The sequence below is a fragment of the Actinomadura oligospora ATCC 43269 genome (assembly GCF_000518265.1).
In the GTDB taxonomy this organism is placed as follows: domain Bacteria; phylum Actinomycetota; class Actinomycetes; order Streptosporangiales; family Streptosporangiaceae; genus Spirillospora; species Spirillospora oligospora.
Window position 1 is genome coordinate 437,352 of record NZ_JADG01000008.1, and the last position, 22,619, is coordinate 459,970.

Below are 22,619 nucleotides of genomic sequence, written 5' to 3' on the forward strand. Positions count from 1 at the left end.
TCCTGGCCCCCTGTCAGGCTCCTCCGTGGAAGTCGAGTGCGCGGAATGCTTCGTGGCGTTCCACTTCAGCGAACGAATCCGTCCTCCTCTGGACGAGTTCGGCATTCTTCGTGAGGTCTCGTCATGGCTTCCAGGCAGTGTCCCGACGATGTGGCTCTGGCTCAGCTTCGAATCGACTTCCCCGGCCATCGCATCTGGCGTTCCGCGCGCTCGGATGGACGGCTGGGTGACTGGGTTGCGTCCCTGCACGATCCGGCCGCAGGGATCGACCCGACAGTGATCTGTTCCGACGCGTCCGCGCTGCGCTCCGCCTTGGTGGAGGAGAAGCGGCAGGCGGCCGTACGGAACGAGGACCGGTGATGGCGCCCGTCCCCCCGGGCGGCTCGTCACCGGAGGGGGCCGCTGGCCGGGCGGCCCCTGCGGGAGGGGAAGGGAAGGCGGCGCGGCCGGCGGGGGTACCCCCTGCCTCGTCGGCTGCGCCGTCTTCTGAATCCTTCCGGGAGCGGTGGCGGACACGGTGGGCGTGCCGCCGCCTGGATCGGCTCGCGCGGGACTTGGGGCGAATCGGCTGGGTGTCCGCGCCTCGGTACTCGAACTCGCCGCCGGAGCTGCTCGTCCGGGCCTCGCTCACGTCCTCGATCGGCGACACCGTGAGCGTCGTTCGGGGTGAGCGGCTGTGGTGGTACCGGTCCAGCACGGGCGCATGGCTCGGGCCCTGCTACGCGCCGTCGCGCGCGGCTGAGACGCTCGGGGAGCTGTTGCGGTCCTGGGGCATTAGGCCGGGCATCGAGTGATGGTCGGGGTGGTGGACGAACGGCAGGTGGCGGCCGCGCTCAAGGGTGAGTTCGGGAGTGTGCTGTCGGCCTGGTACGGACAGTCGACCAGTACTTGGTGGGCGCTGGTGCGCGTGCCTTGGGGTTCGCGGCTGGTGGAGGCTTCTACGCCTCGGCAGTTGCGTGAAGCGGTGCTGCGGGCTGATGTGTGGCCTTGGCCGCCTGGTGGCCGTCGCGTTTCATGACGGGGCCTTGCCGAGGGTGGCGTGGCTGATGCTCTTGGCGGCCTCGGCGGGGTCTGTCTCGTGGGTGTGAATGGTGAGGTCGAACGTGACGGCCTCACCGTTCGTGCGTCGGTCGGCTTCGGCTTCGTCCCATGCGGCGAGTCGGCTGGGGGTGTCGGTGTCGCCGCGGTGCTTCGAGCGGGTGGCGGTCACGTCGCGTGGGGTCCATAGGCGGACGCGCGTCCAGGTGAGCGGGACGGCCGTGCTGAGGGCGGTCACGCCGGGGATGTCGCCTACGTGGATGACCGGGATGCGTCCCGTGTTGGTGAGGGCGTCGATGTCTTGGCGGTCTACGGCGTAGCGGTTGCCGTAGCGCTCGGTTTCCAGGACTAGGCGGCCTGCGGCTCGGAGGGCGTCTAGTTCGGCGGTGGGGACGTGACGGTAGCCGTTGGTTCGGCCTGTCCCGGCCTTGAGCTTGGTCAGCAGGACGAAGCGGCTGTCCAGCCGGGACAGTTCGGCTGTGATGGTGTCCTTGCCGCTGGCCGGGGGGCCGTAGAGGATGATGCCGCGCCTGGTCACGCCAGGATCTTACGCAGCGCCTCCCTCGTCTGGTCGGCGGTGCTGATCGCTGCGCCCAAGCGGTTGTCGATCGTGAGGTGGACGCTGGGCGGGCTGCTCTGGGTGTTCAGGCCGTCGGCGTACTGGTCCCAGTTGGTCAGCTTCCAGCCGTCGCGTGGGGCGTCGCGGAACTCGATGTACTCGCGCATCGAGTCGGCGTCGCACCGGACCCAGATCGCCGCGACGTCCACGCCCTTCGCGCGGCACCGGTTCGTGAGGCGGCTCAGCCACGCTTCGTCATTGAGTTCCGCGATGAACGGAGCTGCGAGGATCGTGGAGATTCCGCAGTCGATGTTGTCGTTTGCGGTGTCCATGAGGCATTTGTATTCGAGTGGCCTCACGTGATCCAGGTAGAGGCTTGAGTGGCGGTCGTGAGGGTCGCCGCCCATGCTCTCCAAGAGGCGTTCTGTGAGACGTCGGGTGAGTGAGTCCTTGTCCAGGAATGCCCAGCCTGAGATGTCGCCGAGGAAGCGGGCGAATTCGGTCTTTCCCGATCCCGCGTAACCGCCGACCAGGACGAGAACGGGCTTGTTCAGGCCGTCGGTTAGGGCGCGTCCGCGCCAGGCGGTGACGACGCGGTTCTTCAGGACGTCGCCCGCCTCCGGGTCGCGGTTCTGGGTGGCGTCGGTGACCTGGTCGAGGCCCTTGGTGATGGTGAACGCGGCCTCTTCGGTGACGGCTGGTTCGGTTGCCGGACTGGGGACCGGGACGGCTGCGGTCTCGGTCATGTTCTCGCCGGGGAGCGGGAGGCGGAATCCGAGGTCAGGCTCGGTCGAGCGGTACATGAGGCAGTAGGCGCGCCGGTAGTGCGGGCCAGGGTAGACGGTGCCGTTCTCGTGCCGCCAGAGGGTCTGGAAGTCGCCGCCGATGTGCAGCCCGTGCCGCTCGCCCACCCGTCTGAGTTGGTCGCCCGCCGCCTCAAGGCTGAGGCCGTGGCTCTCGCGTCGCTCGCGCAGGCGCTCGGGCTGCCATCCGGGACGGGGCTTGGTCGCGACCATGGTTCCTGCCTTTCCGATCACTACAGAAAGCGGAGCATTCCGGGCGTCTTAAATGATCTGCGTGAGGCTTGTGAAAGCGGATGTATAAACCGCTGTTCAGCATCCTGGCGAACTACGTGTGATGGGAATCACTCGCCTTCTCCGATGGAATTTCGTCTACCGAACGGCAGCACGGACGAACCACGAGGGGGCGGTTCCCGGTGACGACGAACGGCGGGCGGGGTCAGAGTCCGGAAGAACGTCTGGAACTGATCCTAGAAGAGCTGGACGAGATCATTTGTCGGGTTGATCAGATCGCGGCGGCGCTGGGTACACGGCCGCTTCGAGTCGGCCGACACGCGCGCCGAGGTCCCGGACAGCCGTCAGAACCTCCGAAAGCTGCTTCATGAGCGGGTCGTCACCGGCAGTCGGCTCGCCGGGAGTGTCGGCGTCGGCTGCGTCGCGGACGAACACGCCCTTGCCCTGCTGGCCGATCACCCTCCCCTCGGTGCGGAGGACGCCGATCGCGGACTTCACCACGCCGGTGGACGACTCGTGCCGCTTCACCAACTCGGCGATCGAGGGGAGCGCGTCGCCGGGGGCCAAGGTCCCGTCACTGATCTGTTTCCGCAGGTCATCGGCGATCTGGAGGTATCCAGGCCGCCCGGTCTTCTTGACCATTGTCCGCCTTCCGTAGGGGCTCGCCTCCCAGTTCAGCACAGCTCGTCGACCAAGTGAACAAGGAAGTCCTTGACAACTTGGTCGACCAAGCCGACTATGTTGTCTACGTAGTTACTCGATCACAGGAGGTCACATCATGCGCAACATCCCCGTCGACACCACGGCCCTGACGTTCGTCTGCGTCTCGCCGCCCCGTCCCAAGCTCGTCTCGCAGGAGACCGGAGAGATCAAGGTCGACAAGGAGGGCAACACCGTGTTCACGGTCGGTCTGTCCGCCGCCGACGCGATGGGGCGCGTCGAGCTGATCAACGTCTCTGTCTCCCACGACCCGGACCTGACGATCGGACAGGTCGTCCAGCCGGTCGGCCTGATCGGGATGGCCTGGGAGCAGAACACCGGCGGTCGCCAGCGGTGGGGGATCGCCTACCGCGCCAAGCAGCTCAACGCCGTCACATCCGCCGTCGCCGCTGCTGCTGACGCGGCCTGAGAAGGGACTGTCCCGAGATGACGAACGTCATCCTCGCCCTGGTGGGCCTGGCCGCTGCTGCGGTGGCGGCCGGGCTCTGGGCCTGGCGCAAGTTCCACCCCGTGTCGTGGTGGTACGTCGTCCAGTTCCCTGGCCGCGCGGTGCTGGCCTACCTGACGTGGCATCACGTCGCGTCTGGCTGCTCACTCACCCGGAACCGGCGGCGGTGGCGGCTCACCCTCGATGCGCTCCCGGTCGTCGGACAGGCGGCTAAGAGTGCGGCCACGGTCGTTCAGTACCGGCGTCGGATGCGGCGGGTCGACGTCGAGAAGTCGCCGCGCATCGGGCTCATGCGACCCACTCGGCTCGGCTGGCGTGTGCGCGTCCGGCTCGCGGACGGTCAGGTTCCGGCCGACTACGAGAAGGCTGCCGAAGGGATCGCGCACGCCTGGCGCGTCCACTCTGTTCGCGTGGTGGATCCCCGTCCTGGGCGGGTCACCTTGTGGGCGACCATGCGTGACCCGCTGACCGAGGTCAGGGTGTCGCCCGAGACCGGGGAGCTGCTCAAGGTCCGTCCGGGCAAGTTGGAGAACGGTACGGACTGGATCATGGACTTCCGGACCATGCCGCACCACCTGAACGCCGGGGCAACTCAGTCGGGCAAGTCCACGCTCATGAACGCGATGATCAAGGGTCTCGCCCCTCAGCCGGTCGCGCTCGTCGGGTTCGACCTCAAGGGCGGGGTGGAGCTCACGCCCTACGCTCCGCGGCTGTCGGCGCTGGCCACGACGCGCAGGGAATCGGTCGGCCTGCTGGAAGACCTGGTGGGCGAACTGGAAGGCCGGATGGCGCTGTGCCGGGCGCATGGTGCACGCAACGTCTGGAAGCTGCCGGAGGACCTGCGGCCGGTCCCCATCGTCGTCCTGGTGGACGAGGTCGCCGAACTGTTCCTCATGGCGGACAAGAGCGAGAAGGACGAGATCGCCAAGACCGGAACCGCGCTGCTGCGCGTCGCCCAGCTCGGCCGGGCGTTCGCGGTCTACCTGGTGATCTGCGGTCAGCGCATCGGCTCTGACCTCGGGCCCGGCGTCACCGCGCTCCGTGCTCAGCTCTCGGGGCGCATCTGCCATCGCGTCAACGATCCCGAGACCGCGAACATGACCCTTGGCGACATGGACCCCGCCGCTCTGGACGCCGCGCGCGCCATCCCTGCCGAGACTCCAGGCGTCTGCATCGTCGCTGGTTCGGATGGCTCCTGGTACCGGGCGCGCTCGGTCTACGTCAGCGAGGAAGACGCCGAAGCCGCCGCCCGCGAGTATGCGCACCTCGCTCCGGCCTGGGGCGACCTGATCGGCTCGTCCGCCCCACCCGCGTCCGGCCGGGGCTGGCCCATGGCCGCATAGCCCATCACACCCGCCCTTCGGCTCGGCGTGAGCCCTGATCACGCCAAGTCCCTACCCGATCCATGCCTGAACCGCCTTGGAGGCACCCGCCATGAACGCGCGCATCATCCCGTTCCCGCGTCGTCCGCGTCCCGTCCCTGTCGTCGTCTCGCTGGTCACGGTCGATTGGGACGTCGCCCGGCTTCTCTATGTCGCCCGCTGCTCCCGGTGCGCCGACGCGTTCACCGCGCTCGGCCTGGCCGACGCGGACGACTGGGCCGACACCCACACCTGCGACGCCGAGTTGGTCGCCCTGCTCGCCGAGGTCGTCATTGTCGGGCGGGCTGCCTGATGGGACGGCCCCGCGCGGTGCTCGCAGACTCCGGGCCGGTGCTGGTCCTGGCCCTCATCGCGGCTGCGGGCTCGTTCACTCACATCCACGACACCGCCGACCAGCACGGACAGCACGGGCTGATGGCCTGGGCCGTGGCGGTCTGCATCGACCTGACGTGTGTTATGGCCGCACGTGAACGCCAGCGCGACCGCCGAACTGGTCGACGCTCGGGCGGGGCGGCGTCCTGGCCCGCGCTCGTCCTGGTCGGCGGCATCCTGCTCTCGCTGGCCGCCAACCTCGCACAGGCCGAACTGTCGGCCTGGGGCTGGATGGTCGCCGCCACTCCCGCTGGTGCGTTCCTGGTCGCCGTCTCCATGCTCGAACGCCGCGCCTCGACGCCCGGGACGTCAACCGGGCAGGACACCGAGGTTCTGATCGTCCCGCCGTCCTTCGGCAACCCGGATGCCAAGCCGGACGCTCCTGCCGCTCCTGCTCCCGCCCGTCCGCAGATCACGGGTCCGGCTCCTCCTGAGCCTGCTCCGGTTCGTCCGGCGGACGGGCCCGCCTCGCCGCCCGCGCCGCTGGTCGCCTTCGCCCGCCGCGTCGCTGACGAGCACTACACCCGCCACGGACACCCGATCACTGCTGAAGCCCTGCGCGCCCGCCTGGGCGTCTCCGACCAACTCGCTCGCGACCTGCTCGGCCACCTGGCCGCCGCCTGAACCCAAGGGAGAACGCACGATGACCGACTTCATCCGCCCGTCCCAGCTCTTCGACCGCCTCAAGTTCGTCATGGGCCTGCGCGCCCTGGCGACCTTCCTGGAGGAAAACCCCAGCGTCCCGGTTCCGCATGCGAGCCGCGACCTGATCGTCTTCACCAACTCGGACGACTGCGAGTTCTGCCAGCGCGCCGAGATCGACCGGATCGCCGCCCTCCTCGACACCGTCCCGGAGGACGGGACGACCGATCGCGGCCACTACACCGCGATCAAGCACTTCGGGCCGCTTGCCTACAAGGCGGTGTTCATCCCCGAGAAGTGCCGCTGCTCCTCGAAGACCGGACGGGCCGCCTGATGCTCGCCGTCCAGCCGCCGCCGGAACCGGCGCCGAAGTTCTGGTGCCGCTGCCGGACCTGCGGTCACTCCCGCGTCTCCGACTGGCCGGACCTGCCGCCCGACCTGGACGGAACGTCCTGCAACTCGTGCGGGTCGGAAGAGATCACGCTCTTCGAGATCGCTACCCGCCGCGCCATCCGGCTCCCTCGCCTGCTTATCCCGCCGCCCGTCCGCTACCGCTGCGCTGACTGCGGCTCCGGCGGCCTGACCAGCGACGGCGACACCTGCCCCGCCTGCCTCGGCACGGGCTTCCTCTAGACCGTCCCACCCGTCCGGAAAGGACCACGGCCCATGTTCTTCCGCCGCCTCGGATTCGCCGCCTTCTGGATCGTCCTCATCCTCTTCATGGTCAACAACCCCGCCGTCGCCGCCCACACGACCAAGGGCATCTTCGCCCTCCTCGGCCACATCGCCGAGGGCCTGGCCCGCTTCGCCACCGCCTTCTGACCCACCACGCCGCACGCCAGCCCATGCCGGGGCCGGCTACGCCCGACCCCGGCACCCACCACCGACAGGAGGACCGCCGACCATGCCAGACTCACCCGCCGCGCCACTGGTCACCCCGCTCGCCGCGTCCTCCCTCGCAGCCTGCCTCGACCGCCCCGACTACCCGCGTCTCGCCGCCCGGCTCCGCCGCCTCAACGGCTGTGCCCAACCGATCCACCTGCGCGGCCACGTCGAACACCGCGACCCGCTGACCGGCGAACAGCTCCACCGCTACACCACCGCCCACGAACCCGGCGGCGTCCTCCGCGTCGCCTGCAAGACCCGCCGGGCGTCCCGCTGCCCCGCCTGCGCCGAGACCTACCGGGCCGACACCTACCAGCTCATCCGCGCGGGCTTGGTCGGCGGAAAGGGCGTCCCCGACTCGGTGACCTCGCACCCGGCAGCGTTCGTCACCCTCACCGCCCCGTCCTTCGGTGTCGTCCACACCCACCGCGAGAAGAACGGCCACGTCCAGCCCTGCCACCCTCGCCGCAACGCGGGAGCCTGCCCCCACGGCCGCTCTCAGTCCTGCACCACACGTCACTCCGCCGAAGACGCCCGACTCGGCGAACCCCTGTGCCCGGACTGCTACGACTACGCCGGATCGGTGCTGTTCAACGCCCTCGCTCCGGAACTGTGGCGACGCTTCACCCTCGCCCTCCGCCGCCGCGTCGCCAAAGCCGCGGGCCTCACCCTCGCCGAACTGAACGCCGCCGCAACCCTCTCGTTCGCCAAAGTCGCCGAGTACCAGCGCCGGGGCATCGTCCACTTCCACGCTGTCATCCGCCTCGACGGACCAGGCGGCCCAACCTCATCGCCGCAGCCCTGGGCCACCTATGACGCCTTGGCCGACGCCATTGACCAGGCTGTTCCAGCCGTCTCGGTCACCACCCCAGAGGCCCCCGGCGTCCCGTCCCGCCGCCTCACTTGGGGCGCACAACTCGACGTCCGCCCGATCACCACAAGCGGAGACCTCACCGACCAGGCCGTTGCGGGCTACATCGCCAAGTACGCCACCAAAGCCGCTGAGTGCCTCGGCACCCTCGACCGTCGCATCGGCCCAGCCGACAACCTCAACGCACTCCCCATCACACCCCACGCCCGCCGCCTGATCGCCGAATGCCTCCGCCTCGGCTCCCTCGAAGAGATGACCGCACTCCGCCTGACCGAGTGGGCTCACATGCTCGGCTTCCGGGGCCACTTCTCCACCAAGAGCCGCCGGTACTCCACCACCCTCGGCGCACTCCGCCAGGCACGCATCACCCACAACCAGCAACAACACGAGACCTCGACCGGACGCCTACCCCTCACACCTGAAGACCAGGTGCTTGTCGTCGCGCACTGGTCCTACGCGGGACGCGGCCTCACACCCGGCGAATCTCTCCTCGCCGCTGCGCTCTCCGGCCATCCGGTCCGGCTGTTCGATCCGTCCAGCTCGCCGCAAGGGAGGTCCACATGACCGAACTCGTCCTCACCGTCGACGAGGCCGCCGAACGGCTCCGCGTGAGCCGCTGGACGGTCTACAACCTCATCCGCTCCAACCAGCTCCGCACGGTCAAGATCGGCCGTCGTCGTCTCGTTCCCGTCAGCTCGCTCGTGGAGTGCCTCGACCTGCTCTCGGAGGTTGCTGCCTGATGTCCGTCACCACTCTCGCCTTCCCGGACGAGCCGGAGGAGTCGGAGAAGCAGAAGCCCGCCAAGGCCCGCCGCTCCCGCTCCCGCAAACGGGCCAACGGCGAAGGAACGATCTACCAGCGAAAGGACGGCCGGTACGAGGGGGCGGCCTTCGTCCCCACCACGGCGGGCACCTTCAAGCGCATCCGCGTCTACGGCCGGACTCGCGACGAGGCCCGTCGGAAGCTGACGAAGCTTCTGGAGCAGGCAGACCAGGGGATCCCTGTCGCCGCTGAGAGCTGGACTCTCGCGCAGTACCTCGCGTACTGGCTGGAACACATCGTCCGGCCTGAGCGGAAGCCCAAGACGGTTCAGGGGTACGAGAGCGTCATCCGGCTCTACCTGATCCCTGAGCTGGGCAACAAGCGGCTCGGGAAGCTGGCCGCGCGGGACGTCCGGGCCTTCATCTCGCGTGTCCGGGCTCAGTGCCTCTGCTGCAAGCACGGGGCGGACGCCGCACGGGAGGTTCCGCGCTGCTGTGCCCTCAAGGGCGGGAAGTGCTGCGAGTCGCTGCTCTCGACCCGCATGGTCCAGTCGATCCACGCCGTCCTCCGGAACGCCCTGGAGTCGGCCGTCCGGGAGGAAGTTGTGCCTCGCAACGTCGCCAAGCTCGTCCGGGTCTCCGCGCCCAAGTATCGGGTCAACCGGGGCCTCACGGTCGACCAGGCGCGCGCCGTCCTGCGGGCCGCGCAGGATGAGCGGCTCCACGCCTTGTACGTCCTGGCGCTGTGCCTTGGCCTGCGGCGCGGGGAACTGCTCGGCCTGCGCTGGGACGACGTGAGCTGGATCTCCTGCCGGGCCTGCGACGGTGAGGGCGGTGAGGTCGACGGTCAGGACTGCGAGGTCTGCTCAGGGCAGGGAGTCGAGGGCGGCACCCTCGAAGTGGTCCAGACGCTCCAACGCGTCGGGGGCGAACTGCGGTTCGTCTCGCCCAAGAGTGAGGATTCCGAGCGAACCATCCCGCTGCCGTTGTTCTGCGCCGTGAGCCTGGCGAAGCACAGGGCCCGCCAGTTGGACGAGCGCGCGGACGCCTGGCCGAACTGGCAGGAACACGGGCTCGTCTTCCCGTCTCGGGTCGGGACGCCGATGGAGCCGGACAACCTGCGTCGGAGCTGGGGCCGTGTCCGCGAGGCGGCGGGGCTGGGCGGTGTCCGCTTCCATGACATGCGGCACACCTGCGTTTCGCTGCTGCTGCACCTGGGCGTTGCCCCTGATGTCGTCCGCGAGATCGTGGGGCACTCGGACATCGAGGTCACGATGACGATCTACGCTCACACCTCGCTCGACGAGAAGCGGGCGGCGCTCGGGAAGCTGGGGGAGGCGCTCGGCTGAGGCTGTAGCTGGACGTTGCCGTCAGGGTTGCCGTCAAAAAGCCCGGACACGATCACGTGTCCGGGCTTTTTGGCTGTTCAGAAGATGTGGGCAGGGGCGGGGTCGAACCGCCGACCTTCCGCTTTTCAGGCGGACGCTCGTACCGACTGAGCTACCTACCCATGACACGCGTCCGCGCGTCTTGCGGTCCTGACGGGATTTGAACCCGCGGCCTCCACCTTGACAGGGTGGCGAGCACTCCTAGCTGCTCCACAGGACCTTGCGTGCTCCGAGTCTAGCTGGTTCGGAGGTGTTCCGTGACCGGGGCTTTTCGGGCCCTCGCTCTCGGCGACAGGCATGAGCTTACGGGATGCTCGAGGTGAGTGCCAACTCGATAAGCGGGGGTGGGATCGGGTGGGTTTGGATGGCCGGGTCAGGCCTGGCCCCGCCAGACGAGGAGGCGGCGTTCCAGGGTGAGGAAGGCGGCGTTCAGGGTGAGGCCGAGGACGCCCAGCAGGACGATGCAGGTCCAGACGCCGGGGATGTCGGTGGTGCTCTGGGCGAGCATCTGCAGGTAGCCGATGCCGTTGACGCTGCCGACGAGTTCCGAGACCACCATGAGGATCAGGGCCGTGGAGAGGCTGAGGCGGAGGCCGGCGGAGATCTTGGGGGCGGCGGCGGGGAGGAGGACGCGGAGGATCCGCGCGCGGCGGGAGAGGCGGAAGGCGCGGGCGGTCTCGAGTTTGAGGGGGTCGATGCCCCTGGCGCCCTCGATGGTGTTCAGCAGGACGGGCCAGACGACGCCGAAGACGATCGTGGCGACCTGCATCCCGGTGCCGATCTTGAAGGCGGCGAGGAAGAGCGGGACCAGGGCCGGCGGGGGGATGGCGCGGAAGAAGTGGATCAAGGGGGCCAGATGGTCGGCGACGAGCGGGGAGCGTCCGGCGAGGAGACCGATCGTGATGCCGAGGACGCAGGCCAGGGCCCAGCCGGTGAGGAGGCGGGCGAGGCTCGGGAAGATGTTGCCGGTCGCCTGGGGGGTCAGGAACAGGTGGGACGCGGGGCCGGAGAACCAGTCCTTGTGCATCCGCGTGAGGATCTCGGTCGGCGGCGGGAAGAACGGGTCGTCCGCGCGGCGGGTGGCGATCTCCCAGAGGACGACGGCGGCGGGCAGGGACGCGAGGCGGGCCAGGCGGTGGATCATCGGGCCGTCCTCCAGCGGAACAGGCGGTGTTCCAGGGCGGCGAGGACGCCGTTGCCGAGCAGGCCGAGGACGCCCGCCCAGAGGGCCGCGGCGAGCATGGGTTCCATGCGGGCGGAGCTTCCGGCGGTGTTGATGAACGTGCCGATGCCCGCCGAGCCGCTCGCGAAGAGTTCGGCGCTGACCGTGGCGATGAGGGCGATGCCCGCCGACATGCGGACGCCGGCGGCGATGAACGGGGCGGTGGACGGCAGGGACACGCGCAACAGGACGGAGAGCGGCCCGAAGCCGAAGGACGCCAGGGACTCGCGGGCGACCGGGTCCACCTCGCGCAGGCCGTACACGGTGTTGATGAGCACCGGCCAGCAGGACGCGTAGACCACGATCGTCGTCTTCAGGTCCAGCGCGTCCGGGAACAGGAGCATCGCGAGCGGGATGATCGCGACGGCCGGGATCGGGCGGAGGAACTCCAGCACCGGGCGGACGACGGCGTCCAGGCGCGGCAGGGAGCCGAGGACGAGGCCGAGCGGGACGGCGAGCGCCACCGCCTCCGCCAGGCCGAGCAGCCAGGCGGTGACGGTGGCGCGCAGGTCGGTGCGGAACGCGGCGTCCCCGGCGAGTCGTCCGGCCTCGGTCAGGACGGACGAGAGGGGCGGCAGGACGTCCCGGTCCACCAGGCCGGTCCGGGACGCCAGCTCGGCGAGGAGGAGGAACGCGGCGACGCCCTGGACGCCGCGCCTCGTCCGGGTCCACGCCGCCTTCCGGAGGGCTCCTGCCGCGGGGGTCACTTCGGCGGGGCCACGATCAGTTTTCGGACGTCCGGGGCCTTCTGCAGATAGCCGTACTGCTCCATGAGGCCGGCGACCTTCTGCAGCTTCGCGGCGTCCAGGGCGGTGGGGTAGGCGCCGAGCGAGATCTGGCCCGCGGTGGCGGCGGTGATCTGGGTGTAGGTCGGGAGGACCGCGGTGACCGCGCCGCGGTCGGCGGCGACCTTGGTCGCGCGGGTGATGGCGCGCTGGAAGGCGGCGATGGTCTTCGGGTGCTTCTCGGCGAACTTGGACGTGCCGCCCCAGCCGGAGATCGGGAAGTCCTCGGTCGGGCCGGTGACCAGGTCGGAGAGCAGGTGCCCGCCCTGGACGGACTGGATGTCGGTGACGAACGGCTCGACGGCGGCGACCGCGTCGACGGTGCCCTGCTTGAGAGCCGCGCCCATGTTCGGCAGCGGGACGGGCACGACCGTCACGTCCTTGGTGCGGTCGAGGCCCGCGCTCCTCAGCTGGACGGCGAGCAGCAGGTCGGTGATGCTCTGCACGGCCGGGACGGCGATCTTACGGCCCTTCAGGCCGGCGAGGCCCTGGACACCGGAGTCCTTGCCGGTGAGGAGGGCGAACGAGCCGTTGGCGCCCTGGTAGGAGTCGGCGACCAGGCGGAAGTCGACCGCGCCCTTGTCCTGTGCGGTGAAGGTGGAGACGTAGTTCAGCAGGGCGAGGTCCAGGGAGCCGTTGAGCAGCATCGGCGTGGCCTCGGGCGACGCCTTGATCGGCCTGGTCCGGACGGTCAGGCCCTCGTCCTTGAAGAAGCCCCGGCGCTGCGCGATGGCGAGCGGCGCCGAGTCGGGGACGGGCACGACGCCCACGTTCAGGACGGGTTTCTCGAGTCCTTGGGGGTTGTCCGCGCCGGATCCGGACTCGGATCCGCAGGCGGTGGCGGACAGCACGAGGCCCGCGGCGACCGCCGCGAGCCCGAGGAGGGAGCGCTTCATCTGGGGGGATTTCCTCGTCGGGGGAGCTGCGAAGAGGCGTCAGTGTACGGAAGATCATCTCTCCGTGACGGAGCGCGCCGAAACGTCCGATCGAGGGTCGGGAGGGGCGTCTCCGCCCGCCGCCGACGCGGGCCTGCTGAAACGTGTTCGGGCGGTTGCGGAAACTGGGTGACGGGCCCACCGAAACCACCCCCAAGGTGCCCACCGAAACACCCGGCTGGACGTCCGGAACCCTTGCGGTGTGGGCGCTGCGGGTGTTCCGCCCCGGAATCGGGGGAGAAAGATCCACGCCAGGTAACGAGCCGGTAGCGGTCGGATACCGGGTTTGGTGCAGAGTGTGGCGCTTAAAGCACTTCCTTCGCTTTTGTAGCCTTTTGCACCAGCTCCCGTCGTGGCGCGCCGCTCGACCGGGCGCGTCCGGAAGAGAAAGGCGGCTCATGGCTGAATCTGAATCCACCCCCGCTGAGGGGTATCAGAGGGGCCTCGGGACCCGGCAGATCCAGATGCTCGCCATCGGCGGGACGATCGGCACGGGCCTGTTCCTCGGTGCGGGCAAGAACATCGCCAAGGCCGGGCCGGGCCTCATCGTCACCTACCTGGTGGCCGGGCTCATGCTGTTCTTCGTCGTCCGGGCGCTCGGCGAGCTGCTCATGTACCGCCGGGCCGAGGGCGGCTTCGCCGGGTACGCGCGCGAGTTCCTCGGACCGTTCTGGGGCTACGCGACGACCTGGACGTACTGGATCATCTGGGTCACGACCGGCATGGCCGAGCTGACCGCCGCCGGGAAGTACATCCAGAAGTGGTTCCCGGACGTCGACCAGTGGAAGACGGCGCTGATCGCGCTGGTCATCCTGTTCGTGGTGAACCTGATCTCGGTGAAGCTCTTCGGCGAGCTGGAGTTCTGGTTCGCGATGATCAAGGTGGTCGCGATCGTCGCGATGATCGCGATCGGCGTCGCGGTGGTCGCGTTCGGGTTCGGCGACGCGGGCAAGACCGCGGCCGTCGACAACCTGTGGTCGCACGGCGGGTTCTTCCCCGAGGGCGCGACGCCGGTGATCATGACGCTGCAGATGGTGCTGTTCGCCTACCTGGGCGTCGAGCTCGTCGGCGTGACGGCCGCCGAGGCCAAGGACCCGGAGAAGAACATCCCGCGCGCGATCAACGCGCTGCCGATCCGGTTCGCGCTGTTCTACCTCGGGTCGCTGCTGGTCATCCTGTCGGTGGTGCCGTGGACGGCGTTCTCCCCGGACTCCAGCCCGTTCGTGCTCGCCTTCGACAAGGTCGGCATCGCGCACGGCGGCGACATCGTCAACTTCGTCGTGCTCACCTCGGCGCTGTCGTCCTGCAACGCGGGCGGGCTGTACTCCACGTCCCGGATGCTGCGGACGGCGGGCGTGAACGGCGACGGCCCGGCGATCCTGAGCCGGCTGAACGGACGCGGCGTCCCGGTGTTGACCGTCGTGATCTCCGCGCTGGTCATGTGCGTCGGCGTCGTCGTGAACGCGATCGCGCCGGGCAAGGCGTTCGACTACATCACCTCGGTCTCGACCGGCGGCGCGCTGCTCGTCTGGAGCGTCATCGTCGTCTCGCACCTGGTCTACCGGCGGAAGGTCGCGCGCGGGCTGCTGCCGGCGTCGTCCTACCGGATGCCGGGGGCGCCCTACACCAGCTACCTGGTGCTGGCGTTCTTCGCCTTCGTCGTCGTGACGATCGCGTGGGAGGCCGACACCCGCGTCGCGCTGTGGGCGATGCTCGGCTGGGCCGCCATCATGCTGATCGGCTGGCCGTTCGTGCGGCGCTCCTCGGTGCGCGCCGCCGAGACCACCGAAGAGGCTCCGGTCACGGTCTGACGACCGGGCTTCAGGCCGACCTTCGGCCCAGGCCGTTCCCCAGAGGGGGGCTTCCAGCATCCGCTGGGAGCCCCCGTCCTGGTTTCGGGGTTTTCGGCCGGGTCCGGCCGTCACGGCGGGTGTAACTGCGAGTGAACGCGGTCATAGCGGGGTGAGTCGGACTGGGCCGCCGGCCGGGTGCGGATCTATCGTGGACGCACCCGACGGGGGAGGGACCGGTGACCGGCAGGACCGTGAAGCGCGGCCTGGTCGCGCGACTGGATCTCATCCCCATCGCGCCCCGGACGATGCTGGAGCTGCGCGTCCGCTGGGTGCTGCTGATCGTGGTCGGCACGGCGAACCTGGGCGGCGCCCTGGTGGTGCTGCTGTTCGCCACCTTCGTCATTCCGGACCCGCCGATCCACGACGTCGAGCATGTCCGTTTCGTGAACACGGTCGCGTTCTTCAGCTATCCGCTGGTCGCCGGGCCGGTCGCGATGGCCACCGGCCTGTTCCTGTGGCGTCCGGTGATCCGGCTGGCCCGCGAGGGCGGCGTCCCGGACGCGGCGCAGCGGCGGGCCGTCCTGCTCGGCCCGCTCCGGCTGACGCTCCTGGTCGGGATGCTCTGGACGGTCGGCGCGATCGGCTGGGCCGCCCTGGACGCGGCGCTGTTCAACGCGCGGATGGCGACCAAGGTCGGCTCCACCTGCCTGCTCGGCGCGATCACCACCTGCACGCTCGTCTACCTGCTCTCGGAGCGGCTGCTCCGCCCCGCCGCCGCGCTCGCGCTGGAGAGCCGCTCCGGACGGAACGCCGCGGAAAGCGTCGTACGGAACGGCGCGACGGAGAACCTCGCGACGGGGAACGTCGTGGCGGAGAACCTCGAGGCGGGGGACGCCGCAGTAGAGAACCTCGCGATGGGGAACGTCGCGGCGGGGAATGTCGTGGCGGAGAGCGTCGCGGCGGCCCGGTCGGCGCAGGACGTCCGGCTGCCGGGGGTGACGACCCGGGTCATGCTCGCGTGGGCGCTCGGCACGGCCGTCCCGGTGTTCGGGCTGGTGTGCGTCGGCGTCGCCGCGCTGGTCACGCCCGGCATCCGCACCACGCAGCTCGCGCTGACCATCCTGGCGCTCGGCGCGACCGCGCTCGGCGTCGGGACGGGGGTGACGTTCCTGGCCGTCCGGGCGATCGCCGACCCGATCAAGGCGGTGCGCGGCGGGATGACCCGGGTCGCGCGCGGCGACCTGTCCGGAGAGGTGGAGGTGTACGACGCGAGCGAGGTCGGGCAGCTCCAGGCCGGGTTCAACGACATGGTCGCCGGGCTGCGCGAGCACGAGCGGCTGCGCGACCTGTTCGGACGGCACGTCGGCGAGGAGGTCGCGGGCCTGGCGTTCGAGCGCGACATCGAGCTCGGCGGCGAGACCCGGGACGTCGCGGTGCTGTTCGTCGACCTCACCGGCTCCACCCGGCTCGCCGAGACCCGGTCCCCCGACCAGGTGGTCGAGCTGCTCAACGCGTTCTTCGCCGTGGTGGTCCGGGTGGTCGCCGCGCACGCGGGCTGGATCAACAAGTTCGAGGGGGACGCGGCGCTGGCGATCTTCGGCGCGCCGTCCGGGATGGACGACGCCGCCGGGGCCGTCCTCGGCGCGGCCCGCGAACTGGGCGACCGGCTGCGCGAGGAGGTCCCCGAGGTGGACGCGGGGATCGGCGTGTCGGCGGGTCCGGTCGTCGCCGGGTACATCGGGGCCGAGCAGCGCTTCGAGTACACGGTGATCGGCGACCCGGTGAACGAGGCCGCGCGGCTCAGCGACCTCGCCAAGACCTACGACGAGCGGGTGCTGGCGTCCGGGATCGTCGTCGAGCGTGCCCGGGAGGCCGAGGCCGGGAGGTGGCGGTTCGGCGACACGGTCAACCTGCGCGGACGCGGCCGGGCGACCCGCCTCGCCCTCCCGCGCCGCCCGGACCTCGCCCCGGACGCCGTCGCCGTCGCCGTCGAGGCCGTCGAGCAGGACGAGCAGCGCGACTCCCGCCGCTTCCCGAGGCTGCCGAGGCCGCGCGTTCCGATCCGCCGCCGTGCCGCGCACGAGGGCGAACCGGACGTCGCGGGCTGACCACCCCCGGAGGCCGGAGACCGTCCCAAGGGCCGGCCGAATCCGTTGTCCGGAGAGCACCTTCGTGGCTCCGGCGTCGCGAAATGACCCGGTTTTTGCCCCCTCTTATCGCTGACCGGCCCGTCCCGAGAGGGAAACGGGACGTGCCGGATGATTACCTCCCCACGGGAGGTCGGTTGACCAGACTGCGGACTCTGCCGATACGCGTGCGCATGCCGCTGCTCGCCGCGGCCGTGGCGGCACTGGCCTGCGTCGTCATCAGCGTGCTCCTCATCGGCGGCGTGCACAGCCGCGTGGCCGACTACGACCGGGAGCGGACCACCACCGCGGCGACGACCTTCATCCAGATGATCAAGCGGGGCCGGCTGCCCGCCCGGCTGCCGGTGGTGGACGGCATCGAGGCCGCGCAGGTGCTGGACACGCGCCGCCGGGTCGTGTCCTCGACGCCCGGCCTGGCCGGCCGTCCGCCCATCGCCACGTTCGAGCCGGGCGAGGAGACCGTCACGGCCTCCCACGTCCTCTGCCCGCCGCGGGGGCTGCGCGGCTGCATGATCGTGGTCGCGTTCCGGGTGTTCCAGCCCGACGGCGACTGGACGGTCTACGCGGCCGACCCGGTCGGCCCCTGGTACGGGAGCGGGGCCCTGCTGGCGTTCGTGATCGGGGCGACGCTGGCGATCACCCTGCTGACCGCGTTCCTCACCCGCCGGACGATCGACCGGACGCTCGCGCCCGTGGACGCGATCCGCTCCGAGCTCGCCGAGATCACCGCGACCGAGTCCGGCCGCCGGGTGCCGGTGCCGCCCGTCGGGGACGAGATCCGGCGGCTCGCCGAGACCGCCAACGCGACCCTGGACCGGCTGGACGCGGCGCTGGAGCGGCAGCGGCGGTTCACCTCCGACGCGTCCCACGACCTGCGCAGCCCGATCACCGGCGCGCGCACGGGGCTGGAGGAGGCGCTGCTGTACCCGGACGAGACCGACTGGCCGCGCGTCGCGCAGAACGTCCTGGTGTCGCTGGACCGGCTGCAGGCGATCGTCGCCGACCTGCTCGCGCTCGCCAGCCTGGACGCCGCCGCGGACGCCGGGGACGAGGAGGTGGACCTCGCGCGCCTGGTCTCCACCGAACTCGCCCGAGCCGTCCAGGACACCCACACCTCGGTGGACCTCGACCAGGGCGTCGTCGTGCGCGGCGACCGGCTGCAGCTCGCGCGGCTGCTGACCAACCTGCTCACCAACGCCGAACGGCACGCCGCGTCCCGGATCTCGGTGTCGGTCGCCGGTGAGGGCGACGAGGCCGTCCTGACGGTCGCCGACGACGGCGCGGGCATCCCGCCGAAGGACCGCGAGCTGGTCTTCCAGCGGTTCGTCCGGCTCCGGGAGAGCCGCGACCGCGACCCGACCGGAACCGGGCTCGGCCTGCCGATCGCCCGCGAGATCGCGCGCTCCCACGGCGGGACGCTGACCATCGCCGACAGCGAGACGGGCGCCTGCTTCGTCCTGCGCCTCCCGCGCGTCTCCAAGACCAGGCCGGCCGGATCCGGCCCGTGAGCCACGCCCCGTCCACCGGAGGGGACCTTCGCAACGTCCGAACCGAGTTCCGAACCTGGTCGGAAAGCGGTGACCCCCGCGCGGTGGAGGGTCCGCGCGGGGGTGGTCCGCGAACCGGCCGGCGTGCTCCCGTGCCGCCGTCCGGCGGGGTCGATCGCGGTGGGGACGGTCAGAAGGTGCCTTGGGACAGGTGCATCCATCCGGTGTAGGCCGCGTTCTTGGCGCGGAAGCGGATGCGCTGGAAGGACCGCGGGTTGATGTACCCGGGCCCCGGCGCGAGGACGTACTGGTACACGTAGTCGGACGCGATGAACCCGACGTCCGCGTCGGTGTCGGCCATCTGGTTCCGCAGCTCGGGGGCGTCCAGCAGGCGGGCGGCCTGGATGATCGCCGCGCCGTTCACGCCCTCCCGGTCCGGCATGACCGGGCCGATGTGCAGTGACATCCGGACGCGCAGCCGCATCGCCTCGCTGGCGGCGTGGTTGTGGCGGCGCAACCGGGCGGTGAGCAGCGACAGCATCGGGTCGACGACCGCCGCGGGCGGGGCCTGCGGCGGGACGACGATGAGCATGCCGTCGCCGCGGTCCTCGTGGTAGCAGGCCGCCCAGGGGACGTTCGACCCTTCCAGCGCCTCCGGCACCGCCTCGTACAGGACGCGCCGCAGCTCCATCCGGTCGGTGTCGTTGCGGTGCTCGGCCGAGAACCCGACGACGTCGACGAACATGATCGAGCAGACCGTCCCGGCCCAGTCGAGCGTGGTCTCCGGAGGCCGCCGCACCGGCGGCGGAACCGACCCGTGCGCCACCGGCAGCTGCATCGGCACGGTCGCGGCGGCGACCGTGGAATGCCGCTCCTCCTGCACCGGCGGCTGCGTGAGGCGCGCGTACATCTGCTGGTCCAGGATGGTGAGCACGCGCGGGTACGCGGTCAGGAACGCGGCGAACTCGCTCACCGGCATCCGCAGGATGGTCAGCCGGTCGAGGGCGACGACCGTCGCCGACCGCTGCCGCACCAGAAGCGCGGCCCGCTCGCCGATCAGGTCGCCCGGCCCCCGAACCGCGACGATCCGTTCACCGCCGTTCTGGCCGACCCGGATCGTCACCTTCCCGCTCCAGATCACCGCGACATGGTCGGCGTGCTCGTTCTGCCGCCACAGGACGTGCCCGGCGGGCAGCACCTCGGGCTCGGAGTACCGCAGGAAGTGCATCCGCTCGACCGAGGTCAGCGCGGACCAGAAGTCCGCCGACCCGGCCGTCCAGCCGACCGGCTCGGGCAGCGGGGGGTCCTCGAACGGACGCGGCGCCGGGGAGCCGCCGCCGAAGCCGTTGACGCCGCGTCCCGCCGGACGCGCCGGAACCCCGGACGCCGGCACGGTGGCGGGGACGCCGGGCCGGGCCGCCCCCTCGACGGCTCGGCCCGGCGCGTGATCGAACCCGGGCGTGGACACCGGCGGACGGTCGTGCCGGCCGGCCCCGTCCAGTTGCGGACGGCGACCGCTCCCGGACGCCGACGGACGTGTGGGGACCGGCCCGTCGTCGGCGTCCGGACGCCAGAGCATCGGCTGGGTCGGGGGGAGCGCGTCGTCGTCACGGCGCGCGCCTGAGCGCATCGGCCCGGAACGCCCCTGTCCGGGGCCTCTCGGCCCTGGGCGCGCCGGGCTGGGCCGGTGCCGGTCGCCGGCCGGACGGTCCCGCCGGGTGACCTCGTCGGGAGGCTGGTCGGTGTCGTCGGGATCAGGGGTCTCGTCGGGATCGAAGGGAAGGTGCCGATCGGGGTATCTGGTCATCACGACCCTCTTAGGGGGAGGGGGCGGGACGAGCCGCCGGAATCGAAGCGCTGGGGCGGGACCGGCGGGGGGCGCCGGCCCGCGGTGCCCGGCCTCCGTGACCTCTCCCGCACCGCCGGGCGCTGCGGGAACGGAAAGCCGGTCCGGCTCTGGTGGGAACCGGTCGAGCGTGCTTTGATTGACGGAGACCGTCATCGTTTCCGCTGGTCAACGAGCCCACACCCCGTTGGTCGGGTGCGGGCCGCCGGTCCGGCGGCGATCCGGCGGTCCCCTGCGGAGCCGCCCCCGTCCCCTCTCGATCTCCCTGGCTGGCAACCGGCGGTCGAGACGGATCCGGGGCGGCTCTGTTCGCGTCCCTGTAGGGCGGTCTGGCGTCCGTCGTCACTGCCTCCCGAGCGTCGGCACGGTGTCGATCGGCGCGCTCCCGCCTCCACGGACGAGGCCGCAACCCCCTACGCGCGGTGAAGGCCGGTCTTGCGTTGTACCATCCACCTTGGCGTGGAGCATCTGAGCGTCTACCGATTTGCTACATTGCATCCTAACACCTGCCTTACCGCAAGGAAGAGGAATGAAACCATGACAGAGGCGGACATGGGGTCACTTCTTCGGCGGGGCGCCCGGTCGGCGGCCGACGGGAGGGCGCTCGGTGGCGGGTTGCCTCCCGCCGGGCGGGCGGGTGGCGACACGGTTGCTGCCGCCTCGACCGCCAGCAATGTGACTTGTTACGTGTTGCCATGTGGCAACCGGCTATATGATTTCAGCTACACAAAGTGAGAACGAGCGGATAACGCGGGTGAAGGTGCCGCCCGTTCGGACTCGGACGCCGGACGCGCCCACCTGCGCCCGTTCCTAGTGAGGATGAGGCTGAGATGGCCACGGACCAGGGTCCTGTAGTCGACAGCGCGTTGCTGCGCAGCGAACTCGTCAGGCTGCGGAAAGAGAAGGGCCTGACCCAGGAGCAGGTGGCGCGGACCCTGGAGTGGTCGCCGTCCAAGCTGATCAGGGTCGAGGGCGGCAAGAGCTCGATCACCCGCACCGATCTCCAGGCGCTCCTCATGACGTACGACGTGACGTCCGAGAGCCGCCAGGAGCGTCTGCAGACGCTCGCGCGAGGCGCCCGCGAGACCCCCTGGTGGAGCAGATACCGCGGCTTGGTCAACGACGACCTGCTGAGTCTCACTGGTTACACCGCCGGCGCCTCCATCATCCGCCAGTTCCACGGCACGTTGGTGCCGGGGCTCCTGCAGATCCGCGAGTACGCGCAGGTGCTCGTGTCGGACTTCGGTGATCCGACGGCTGCGCAGATGAGCATCGAGCTGCGGTTGGAGCGTCAGCGCCGGCTCGCCGAGCGCGCGAAGCCCCCGCGCCAGTACTACCTGCTCGACGAGGCCGTCATCCGCCGCCACGTCGGTGTTGGCCAGGACCCGGGCATCATGCCCATGCAGCTCAGGCACATCGTTGACCGGGTGGAGGGCGAGGACCAGCTCAGCGTGCGGGTCATTCCGTTCAAGGCCGGATACCACCAGGGCGTGTACGGTCCGTTCGTCCTGCTGGAGTTCGACGGTGAGCTGTCCGACGTGCTGCACCTCGAGGGACGGCCCGGCACGGCGGCGACGATCACCGGCGACGACCCGCAGATCGCCGAGTACCGGGACATTTTCGAACGTATGCTCGAGGCCGCGTTGCCGGCCGACCAGACCATCGAACTCATCCGGCAGGTAGCGGACGAGCTGGAAGGGTGAGGGAGGGATAACTCGAATCGCACACCTATCGGGCCACCGGGCCATATAGGGCGACTCCGTGATCTTGTGGCGGAGTGTAGGCGGGAAAAGGACAAACGTTTACACTCATGGGCGGAGAGGCCACAAGGTTGTGGTGAGTTATGCCCAACTCGACCCTGGCTCAGTGGGTGCGCCGGTCCGATCTCGGGCGAGGTGACCCCTGCCGGCAATGTATGGAGGGTTGCTGGATGGTCGTTCGGTCGGACCGGGGGAACGTGCTCGATTGGCGGAAGAGCAGTGTGAGTGGCAACCAGGGCGATTGCGTCGAGGTCGCGCCGTGGCGGACATCGGTGCTGGTGCGAGATTCTCACGCGCCCGAGCGTGGGGAGATGGAGCTGAGTCACGATCGGTGGCGCGGACTTCTGACAAGTATTCGCGCTGGACGATGTGACGTTGTGCCAAGATCCGGCTGATTTTCGTCCACCGGAATTCCGTGTGTTCGAGTGTGTGTTGTGGGGCGACCACGCTCGGGCGAGGGACGGTCGCCGCGGGGTGAGCGGAGCACACGTGCTCCGCGAGGCGGACGGGGCCGCGGCGACACCGTCCCGTGGTGGCGTCGTCC

At 70.3% G+C, this 22,619-nt stretch carries 24 protein-coding genes and 2 tRNA genes; 17 read left to right on the forward strand and 9 right to left on the reverse strand.

What is annotated here, in order from left to right:
* Nucleotides 1-123: 123 nt before the first annotated feature.
* Nucleotides 124-360, forward strand: a complete 237-nt coding sequence (locus tag P696_RS0113850; RefSeq protein ID WP_026412818.1) for a hypothetical protein — start codon at nt 124-126, stop codon at nt 358-360.
* A 212-nt stretch (nt 361-572) separates the two neighbouring features.
* Nucleotides 573-794 carry a hypothetical protein gene (locus P696_RS0113855; RefSeq protein ID WP_026412819.1) on the forward strand — a complete coding sequence of 74 codons (222 nt, stop codon included), beginning with the start codon at nt 573-575 and terminating at the stop codon, nt 792-794.
* Nucleotides 795-1,012: 218 nt separating this feature from the next.
* On the opposite strand, the gene P696_RS45305 is transcribed toward P696_RS0113855, so the two are convergent.
* From P696_RS45305 to P696_RS0113870, 3 genes are all read right to left on the reverse strand, one after another.
* On the reverse strand, nt 1,013-1,576 hold the full coding sequence (locus tag P696_RS45305) for a guanylate kinase (protein ID WP_034484620.1): 564 nt from the start codon (nt 1,574-1,576) through the stop codon (nt 1,013-1,015).
* Nucleotides 1,573-2,613, reverse strand: coding sequence for a P-loop nucleotide/nucleoside kinase family protein (locus P696_RS0113865; protein ID WP_034484623.1), 1,041 nt, complete (start codon nt 2,611-2,613; stop codon nt 1,573-1,575). Before P696_RS0113865 ends, P696_RS45305 begins: the two co-directional genes overlap by 4 nt.
* A gap of 273 nt (nt 2,614-2,886) precedes the next feature.
* On the reverse strand, nt 2,887-3,273 hold the full coding sequence (locus tag P696_RS0113870; protein WP_026412821.1) for a winged helix-turn-helix domain-containing protein: 387 nt from the start codon (nt 3,271-3,273) through the stop codon (nt 2,887-2,889).
* 136 nt (nt 3,274-3,409) lie between these two features.
* On the opposite strand from P696_RS0113870, the gene P696_RS0113875 reads away from it, so the two are divergent.
* From P696_RS0113875 to P696_RS0113920, 10 genes are all read left to right on the forward strand, one after another.
* Nucleotides 3,410-3,760, forward strand: coding sequence for an SCO3933 family regulatory protein (locus tag P696_RS0113875; RefSeq protein ID WP_026412822.1), 351 nt, complete (start codon nt 3,410-3,412; stop codon nt 3,758-3,760).
* Between the two features lie 17 nt (nt 3,761-3,777).
* Complete coding sequence (locus P696_RS0113880) at nt 3,778-5,142, forward strand: FtsK/SpoIIIE domain-containing protein (protein WP_026412823.1); 1,365 nt, start codon at nt 3,778-3,780, stop codon at nt 5,140-5,142.
* A 91-nt stretch (nt 5,143-5,233) separates the two neighbouring features.
* Nucleotides 5,234-5,473 carry a hypothetical protein gene (locus P696_RS0113885; RefSeq protein ID WP_026412824.1) on the forward strand — a complete coding sequence of 80 codons (240 nt, stop codon included), beginning with the start codon at nt 5,234-5,236 and terminating at the stop codon, nt 5,471-5,473.
* On the forward strand, nt 5,473-6,177 hold the full coding sequence (locus P696_RS0113890; protein ID WP_026412825.1) for a DUF2637 domain-containing protein: 705 nt from the start codon (nt 5,473-5,475) through the stop codon (nt 6,175-6,177). Before P696_RS0113885 ends, P696_RS0113890 begins: the two co-directional genes overlap by 1 nt.
* 19 nt (nt 6,178-6,196) lie before the next feature.
* Nucleotides 6,197-6,529, forward strand: coding sequence for a hypothetical protein (locus P696_RS45310; RefSeq protein ID WP_051467503.1), 333 nt, complete (start codon nt 6,197-6,199; stop codon nt 6,527-6,529).
* The gene (locus tag P696_RS0113900) at nt 6,493-6,828 is read left to right on the forward strand and encodes a hypothetical protein (RefSeq protein WP_026412826.1); all 336 of its coding nucleotides are present in this window, start codon (nt 6,493-6,495) and stop codon (nt 6,826-6,828) included. Before P696_RS45310 ends, P696_RS0113900 begins: the two co-directional genes overlap by 37 nt.
* A 33-nt stretch (nt 6,829-6,861) precedes the next feature.
* A complete protein-coding gene (locus P696_RS55885; RefSeq protein ID WP_157429688.1) occupies nt 6,862-7,017 on the forward strand; it encodes a hypothetical protein in 156 nt (51 codons plus the stop codon).
* Between the two features lie 82 nt (nt 7,018-7,099).
* Nucleotides 7,100-8,515, forward strand: a complete 1,416-nt coding sequence (locus P696_RS0113910; RefSeq protein ID WP_051467505.1) for a replication initiator — start codon at nt 7,100-7,102, stop codon at nt 8,513-8,515.
* The gene (locus P696_RS0113915; protein WP_026412828.1) at nt 8,512-8,691 is read left to right on the forward strand and encodes a helix-turn-helix domain-containing protein; all 180 of its coding nucleotides are present in this window, start codon (nt 8,512-8,514) and stop codon (nt 8,689-8,691) included. Before P696_RS0113910 ends, P696_RS0113915 begins: the two co-directional genes overlap by 4 nt.
* On the forward strand, nt 8,691-10,061 hold the full coding sequence (locus tag P696_RS0113920) for a tyrosine-type recombinase/integrase (RefSeq protein ID WP_026412829.1): 1,371 nt from the start codon (nt 8,691-8,693) through the stop codon (nt 10,059-10,061). The genes P696_RS0113915 and P696_RS0113920 overlap by 1 nt, the downstream gene beginning before the upstream one ends.
* Before the next feature lie 87 nt (nt 10,062-10,148).
* On the opposite strand, the gene P696_RS0113925 is transcribed toward P696_RS0113920, so the two are convergent.
* From P696_RS0113925 to P696_RS0113945, 5 genes are all read right to left on the reverse strand, one after another.
* Nucleotides 10,149-10,222, reverse strand: a tRNA-Phe gene (locus P696_RS0113925).
* A gap of 23 nt (nt 10,223-10,245) precedes the next feature.
* Nucleotides 10,246-10,320, reverse strand: a tRNA-Asp gene (locus tag P696_RS0113930).
* A gap of 153 nt (nt 10,321-10,473) precedes the next feature.
* The gene (locus P696_RS0113935) at nt 10,474-11,244 is read right to left on the reverse strand and encodes an ABC transporter permease (protein WP_051467508.1); all 771 of its coding nucleotides are present in this window, start codon (nt 11,242-11,244) and stop codon (nt 10,474-10,476) included.
* Complete coding sequence (locus P696_RS45315) at nt 11,241-12,029, reverse strand: ABC transporter permease (protein ID WP_051467509.1); 789 nt, start codon at nt 12,027-12,029, stop codon at nt 11,241-11,243. The genes P696_RS0113935 and P696_RS45315 overlap by 4 nt, the downstream gene beginning before the upstream one ends.
* A complete protein-coding gene (locus P696_RS0113945) occupies nt 12,026-13,003 on the reverse strand; it encodes an ABC transporter substrate-binding protein (RefSeq protein WP_034484626.1) in 978 nt (325 codons plus the stop codon). The genes P696_RS45315 and P696_RS0113945 overlap by 4 nt, the downstream gene beginning before the upstream one ends.
* A gap of 437 nt (nt 13,004-13,440) precedes the next feature.
* On the opposite strand from P696_RS0113945, the gene P696_RS0113950 reads away from it, so the two are divergent.
* From P696_RS0113950 to P696_RS45325, 3 genes are all read left to right on the forward strand, one after another.
* Complete coding sequence (locus P696_RS0113950; RefSeq protein WP_026412832.1) at nt 13,441-14,853, forward strand: amino acid permease; 1,413 nt, start codon at nt 13,441-13,443, stop codon at nt 14,851-14,853.
* A 218-nt stretch (nt 14,854-15,071) separates the two neighbouring features.
* A complete protein-coding gene (locus tag P696_RS45320) occupies nt 15,072-16,943 on the forward strand; it encodes an adenylate/guanylate cyclase domain-containing protein (protein ID WP_064744014.1) in 1,872 nt (623 codons plus the stop codon).
* Nucleotides 16,944-17,119: 176 nt separating this feature from the next.
* Nucleotides 17,120-18,490 carry a sensor histidine kinase gene (locus tag P696_RS45325; protein WP_245627652.1) on the forward strand — a complete coding sequence of 457 codons (1,371 nt, stop codon included), beginning with the start codon at nt 17,120-17,122 and terminating at the stop codon, nt 18,488-18,490.
* A 169-nt stretch (nt 18,491-18,659) separates the two neighbouring features.
* On the opposite strand, the gene P696_RS0113965 is transcribed toward P696_RS45325, so the two are convergent.
* Nucleotides 18,660-20,276: a cyclic nucleotide-binding domain-containing protein gene (locus P696_RS0113965; protein WP_026412833.1), complete on the reverse strand. Its 1,617-nt coding sequence runs from the start codon at nt 20,274-20,276 to the stop codon at nt 18,660-18,662.
* Between the two features lie 869 nt (nt 20,277-21,145).
* Between P696_RS0113965 and P696_RS0113970 the strand changes: the two genes are divergently transcribed.
* Both P696_RS0113970 and P696_RS59290 read left to right on the forward strand, forming a co-directional pair.
* Complete coding sequence (locus P696_RS0113970; RefSeq protein ID WP_026412834.1) at nt 21,146-22,018, forward strand: helix-turn-helix domain-containing protein; 873 nt, start codon at nt 21,146-21,148, stop codon at nt 22,016-22,018.
* 227 nt (nt 22,019-22,245) lie between these two features.
* Complete coding sequence (locus P696_RS59290) at nt 22,246-22,470, forward strand: DUF397 domain-containing protein (RefSeq protein WP_084337427.1); 225 nt, start codon at nt 22,246-22,248, stop codon at nt 22,468-22,470.
* Nucleotides 22,471-22,619 lie beyond the last annotated feature (149 nt).

Coding starts and splice junctions, on each gene's coding strand:
- P696_RS0113910 (WP_051467505.1), top strand. CDS start 7,100: ATGCCAGACTCACCCGCCGCGCCACTGGTCACCCCGCTCGCCGCGTCC.
- P696_RS0113865 (WP_034484623.1), bottom strand. CDS start 2,613: ATGGTCGCGACCAAGCCCCGTCCCGGATGGCAGCCCGAGCGCCTGCGC.
- P696_RS0113880 (WP_026412823.1), top strand. CDS start 3,778: ATGACGAACGTCATCCTCGCCCTGGTGGGCCTGGCCGCTGCTGCGGTG.
- P696_RS0113920 (WP_026412829.1), top strand. CDS start 8,691: ATGTCCGTCACCACTCTCGCCTTCCCGGACGAGCCGGAGGAGTCGGAG.
- P696_RS59290 (WP_084337427.1), top strand. CDS start 22,246: ATGGTCGTTCGGTCGGACCGGGGGAACGTGCTCGATTGGCGGAAGAGC.
- P696_RS0113935 (WP_051467508.1), bottom strand. CDS start 11,244: ATGATCCACCGCCTGGCCCGCCTCGCGTCCCTGCCCGCCGCCGTCGTC.
- P696_RS0113970 (WP_026412834.1), top strand. CDS start 21,146: ATGGCCACGGACCAGGGTCCTGTAGTCGACAGCGCGTTGCTGCGCAGC.
- P696_RS0113850 (WP_026412818.1), top strand. CDS start 124: ATGGCTTCCAGGCAGTGTCCCGACGATGTGGCTCTGGCTCAGCTTCGA.
- P696_RS0113890 (WP_026412825.1), top strand. CDS start 5,473: ATGGGACGGCCCCGCGCGGTGCTCGCAGACTCCGGGCCGGTGCTGGTC.
- P696_RS55885 (WP_157429688.1), top strand. CDS start 6,862: ATGTTCTTCCGCCGCCTCGGATTCGCCGCCTTCTGGATCGTCCTCATC.
- P696_RS0113915 (WP_026412828.1), top strand. CDS start 8,512: ATGACCGAACTCGTCCTCACCGTCGACGAGGCCGCCGAACGGCTCCGC.
- P696_RS0113875 (WP_026412822.1), top strand. CDS start 3,410: ATGCGCAACATCCCCGTCGACACCACGGCCCTGACGTTCGTCTGCGTC.
- P696_RS0113950 (WP_026412832.1), top strand. CDS start 13,441: ATGGCTGAATCTGAATCCACCCCCGCTGAGGGGTATCAGAGGGGCCTC.
- P696_RS0113965 (WP_026412833.1), bottom strand. CDS start 20,276: ATGACCAGATACCCCGATCGGCACCTTCCCTTCGATCCCGACGAGACC.
- P696_RS0113870 (WP_026412821.1), bottom strand. CDS start 3,273: ATGGTCAAGAAGACCGGGCGGCCTGGATACCTCCAGATCGCCGATGAC.
- P696_RS0113945 (WP_034484626.1), bottom strand. CDS start 13,003: ATGAAGCGCTCCCTCCTCGGGCTCGCGGCGGTCGCCGCGGGCCTCGTG.
- P696_RS45310 (WP_051467503.1), top strand. CDS start 6,197: ATGACCGACTTCATCCGCCCGTCCCAGCTCTTCGACCGCCTCAAGTTC.
- P696_RS0113885 (WP_026412824.1), top strand. CDS start 5,234: ATGAACGCGCGCATCATCCCGTTCCCGCGTCGTCCGCGTCCCGTCCCT.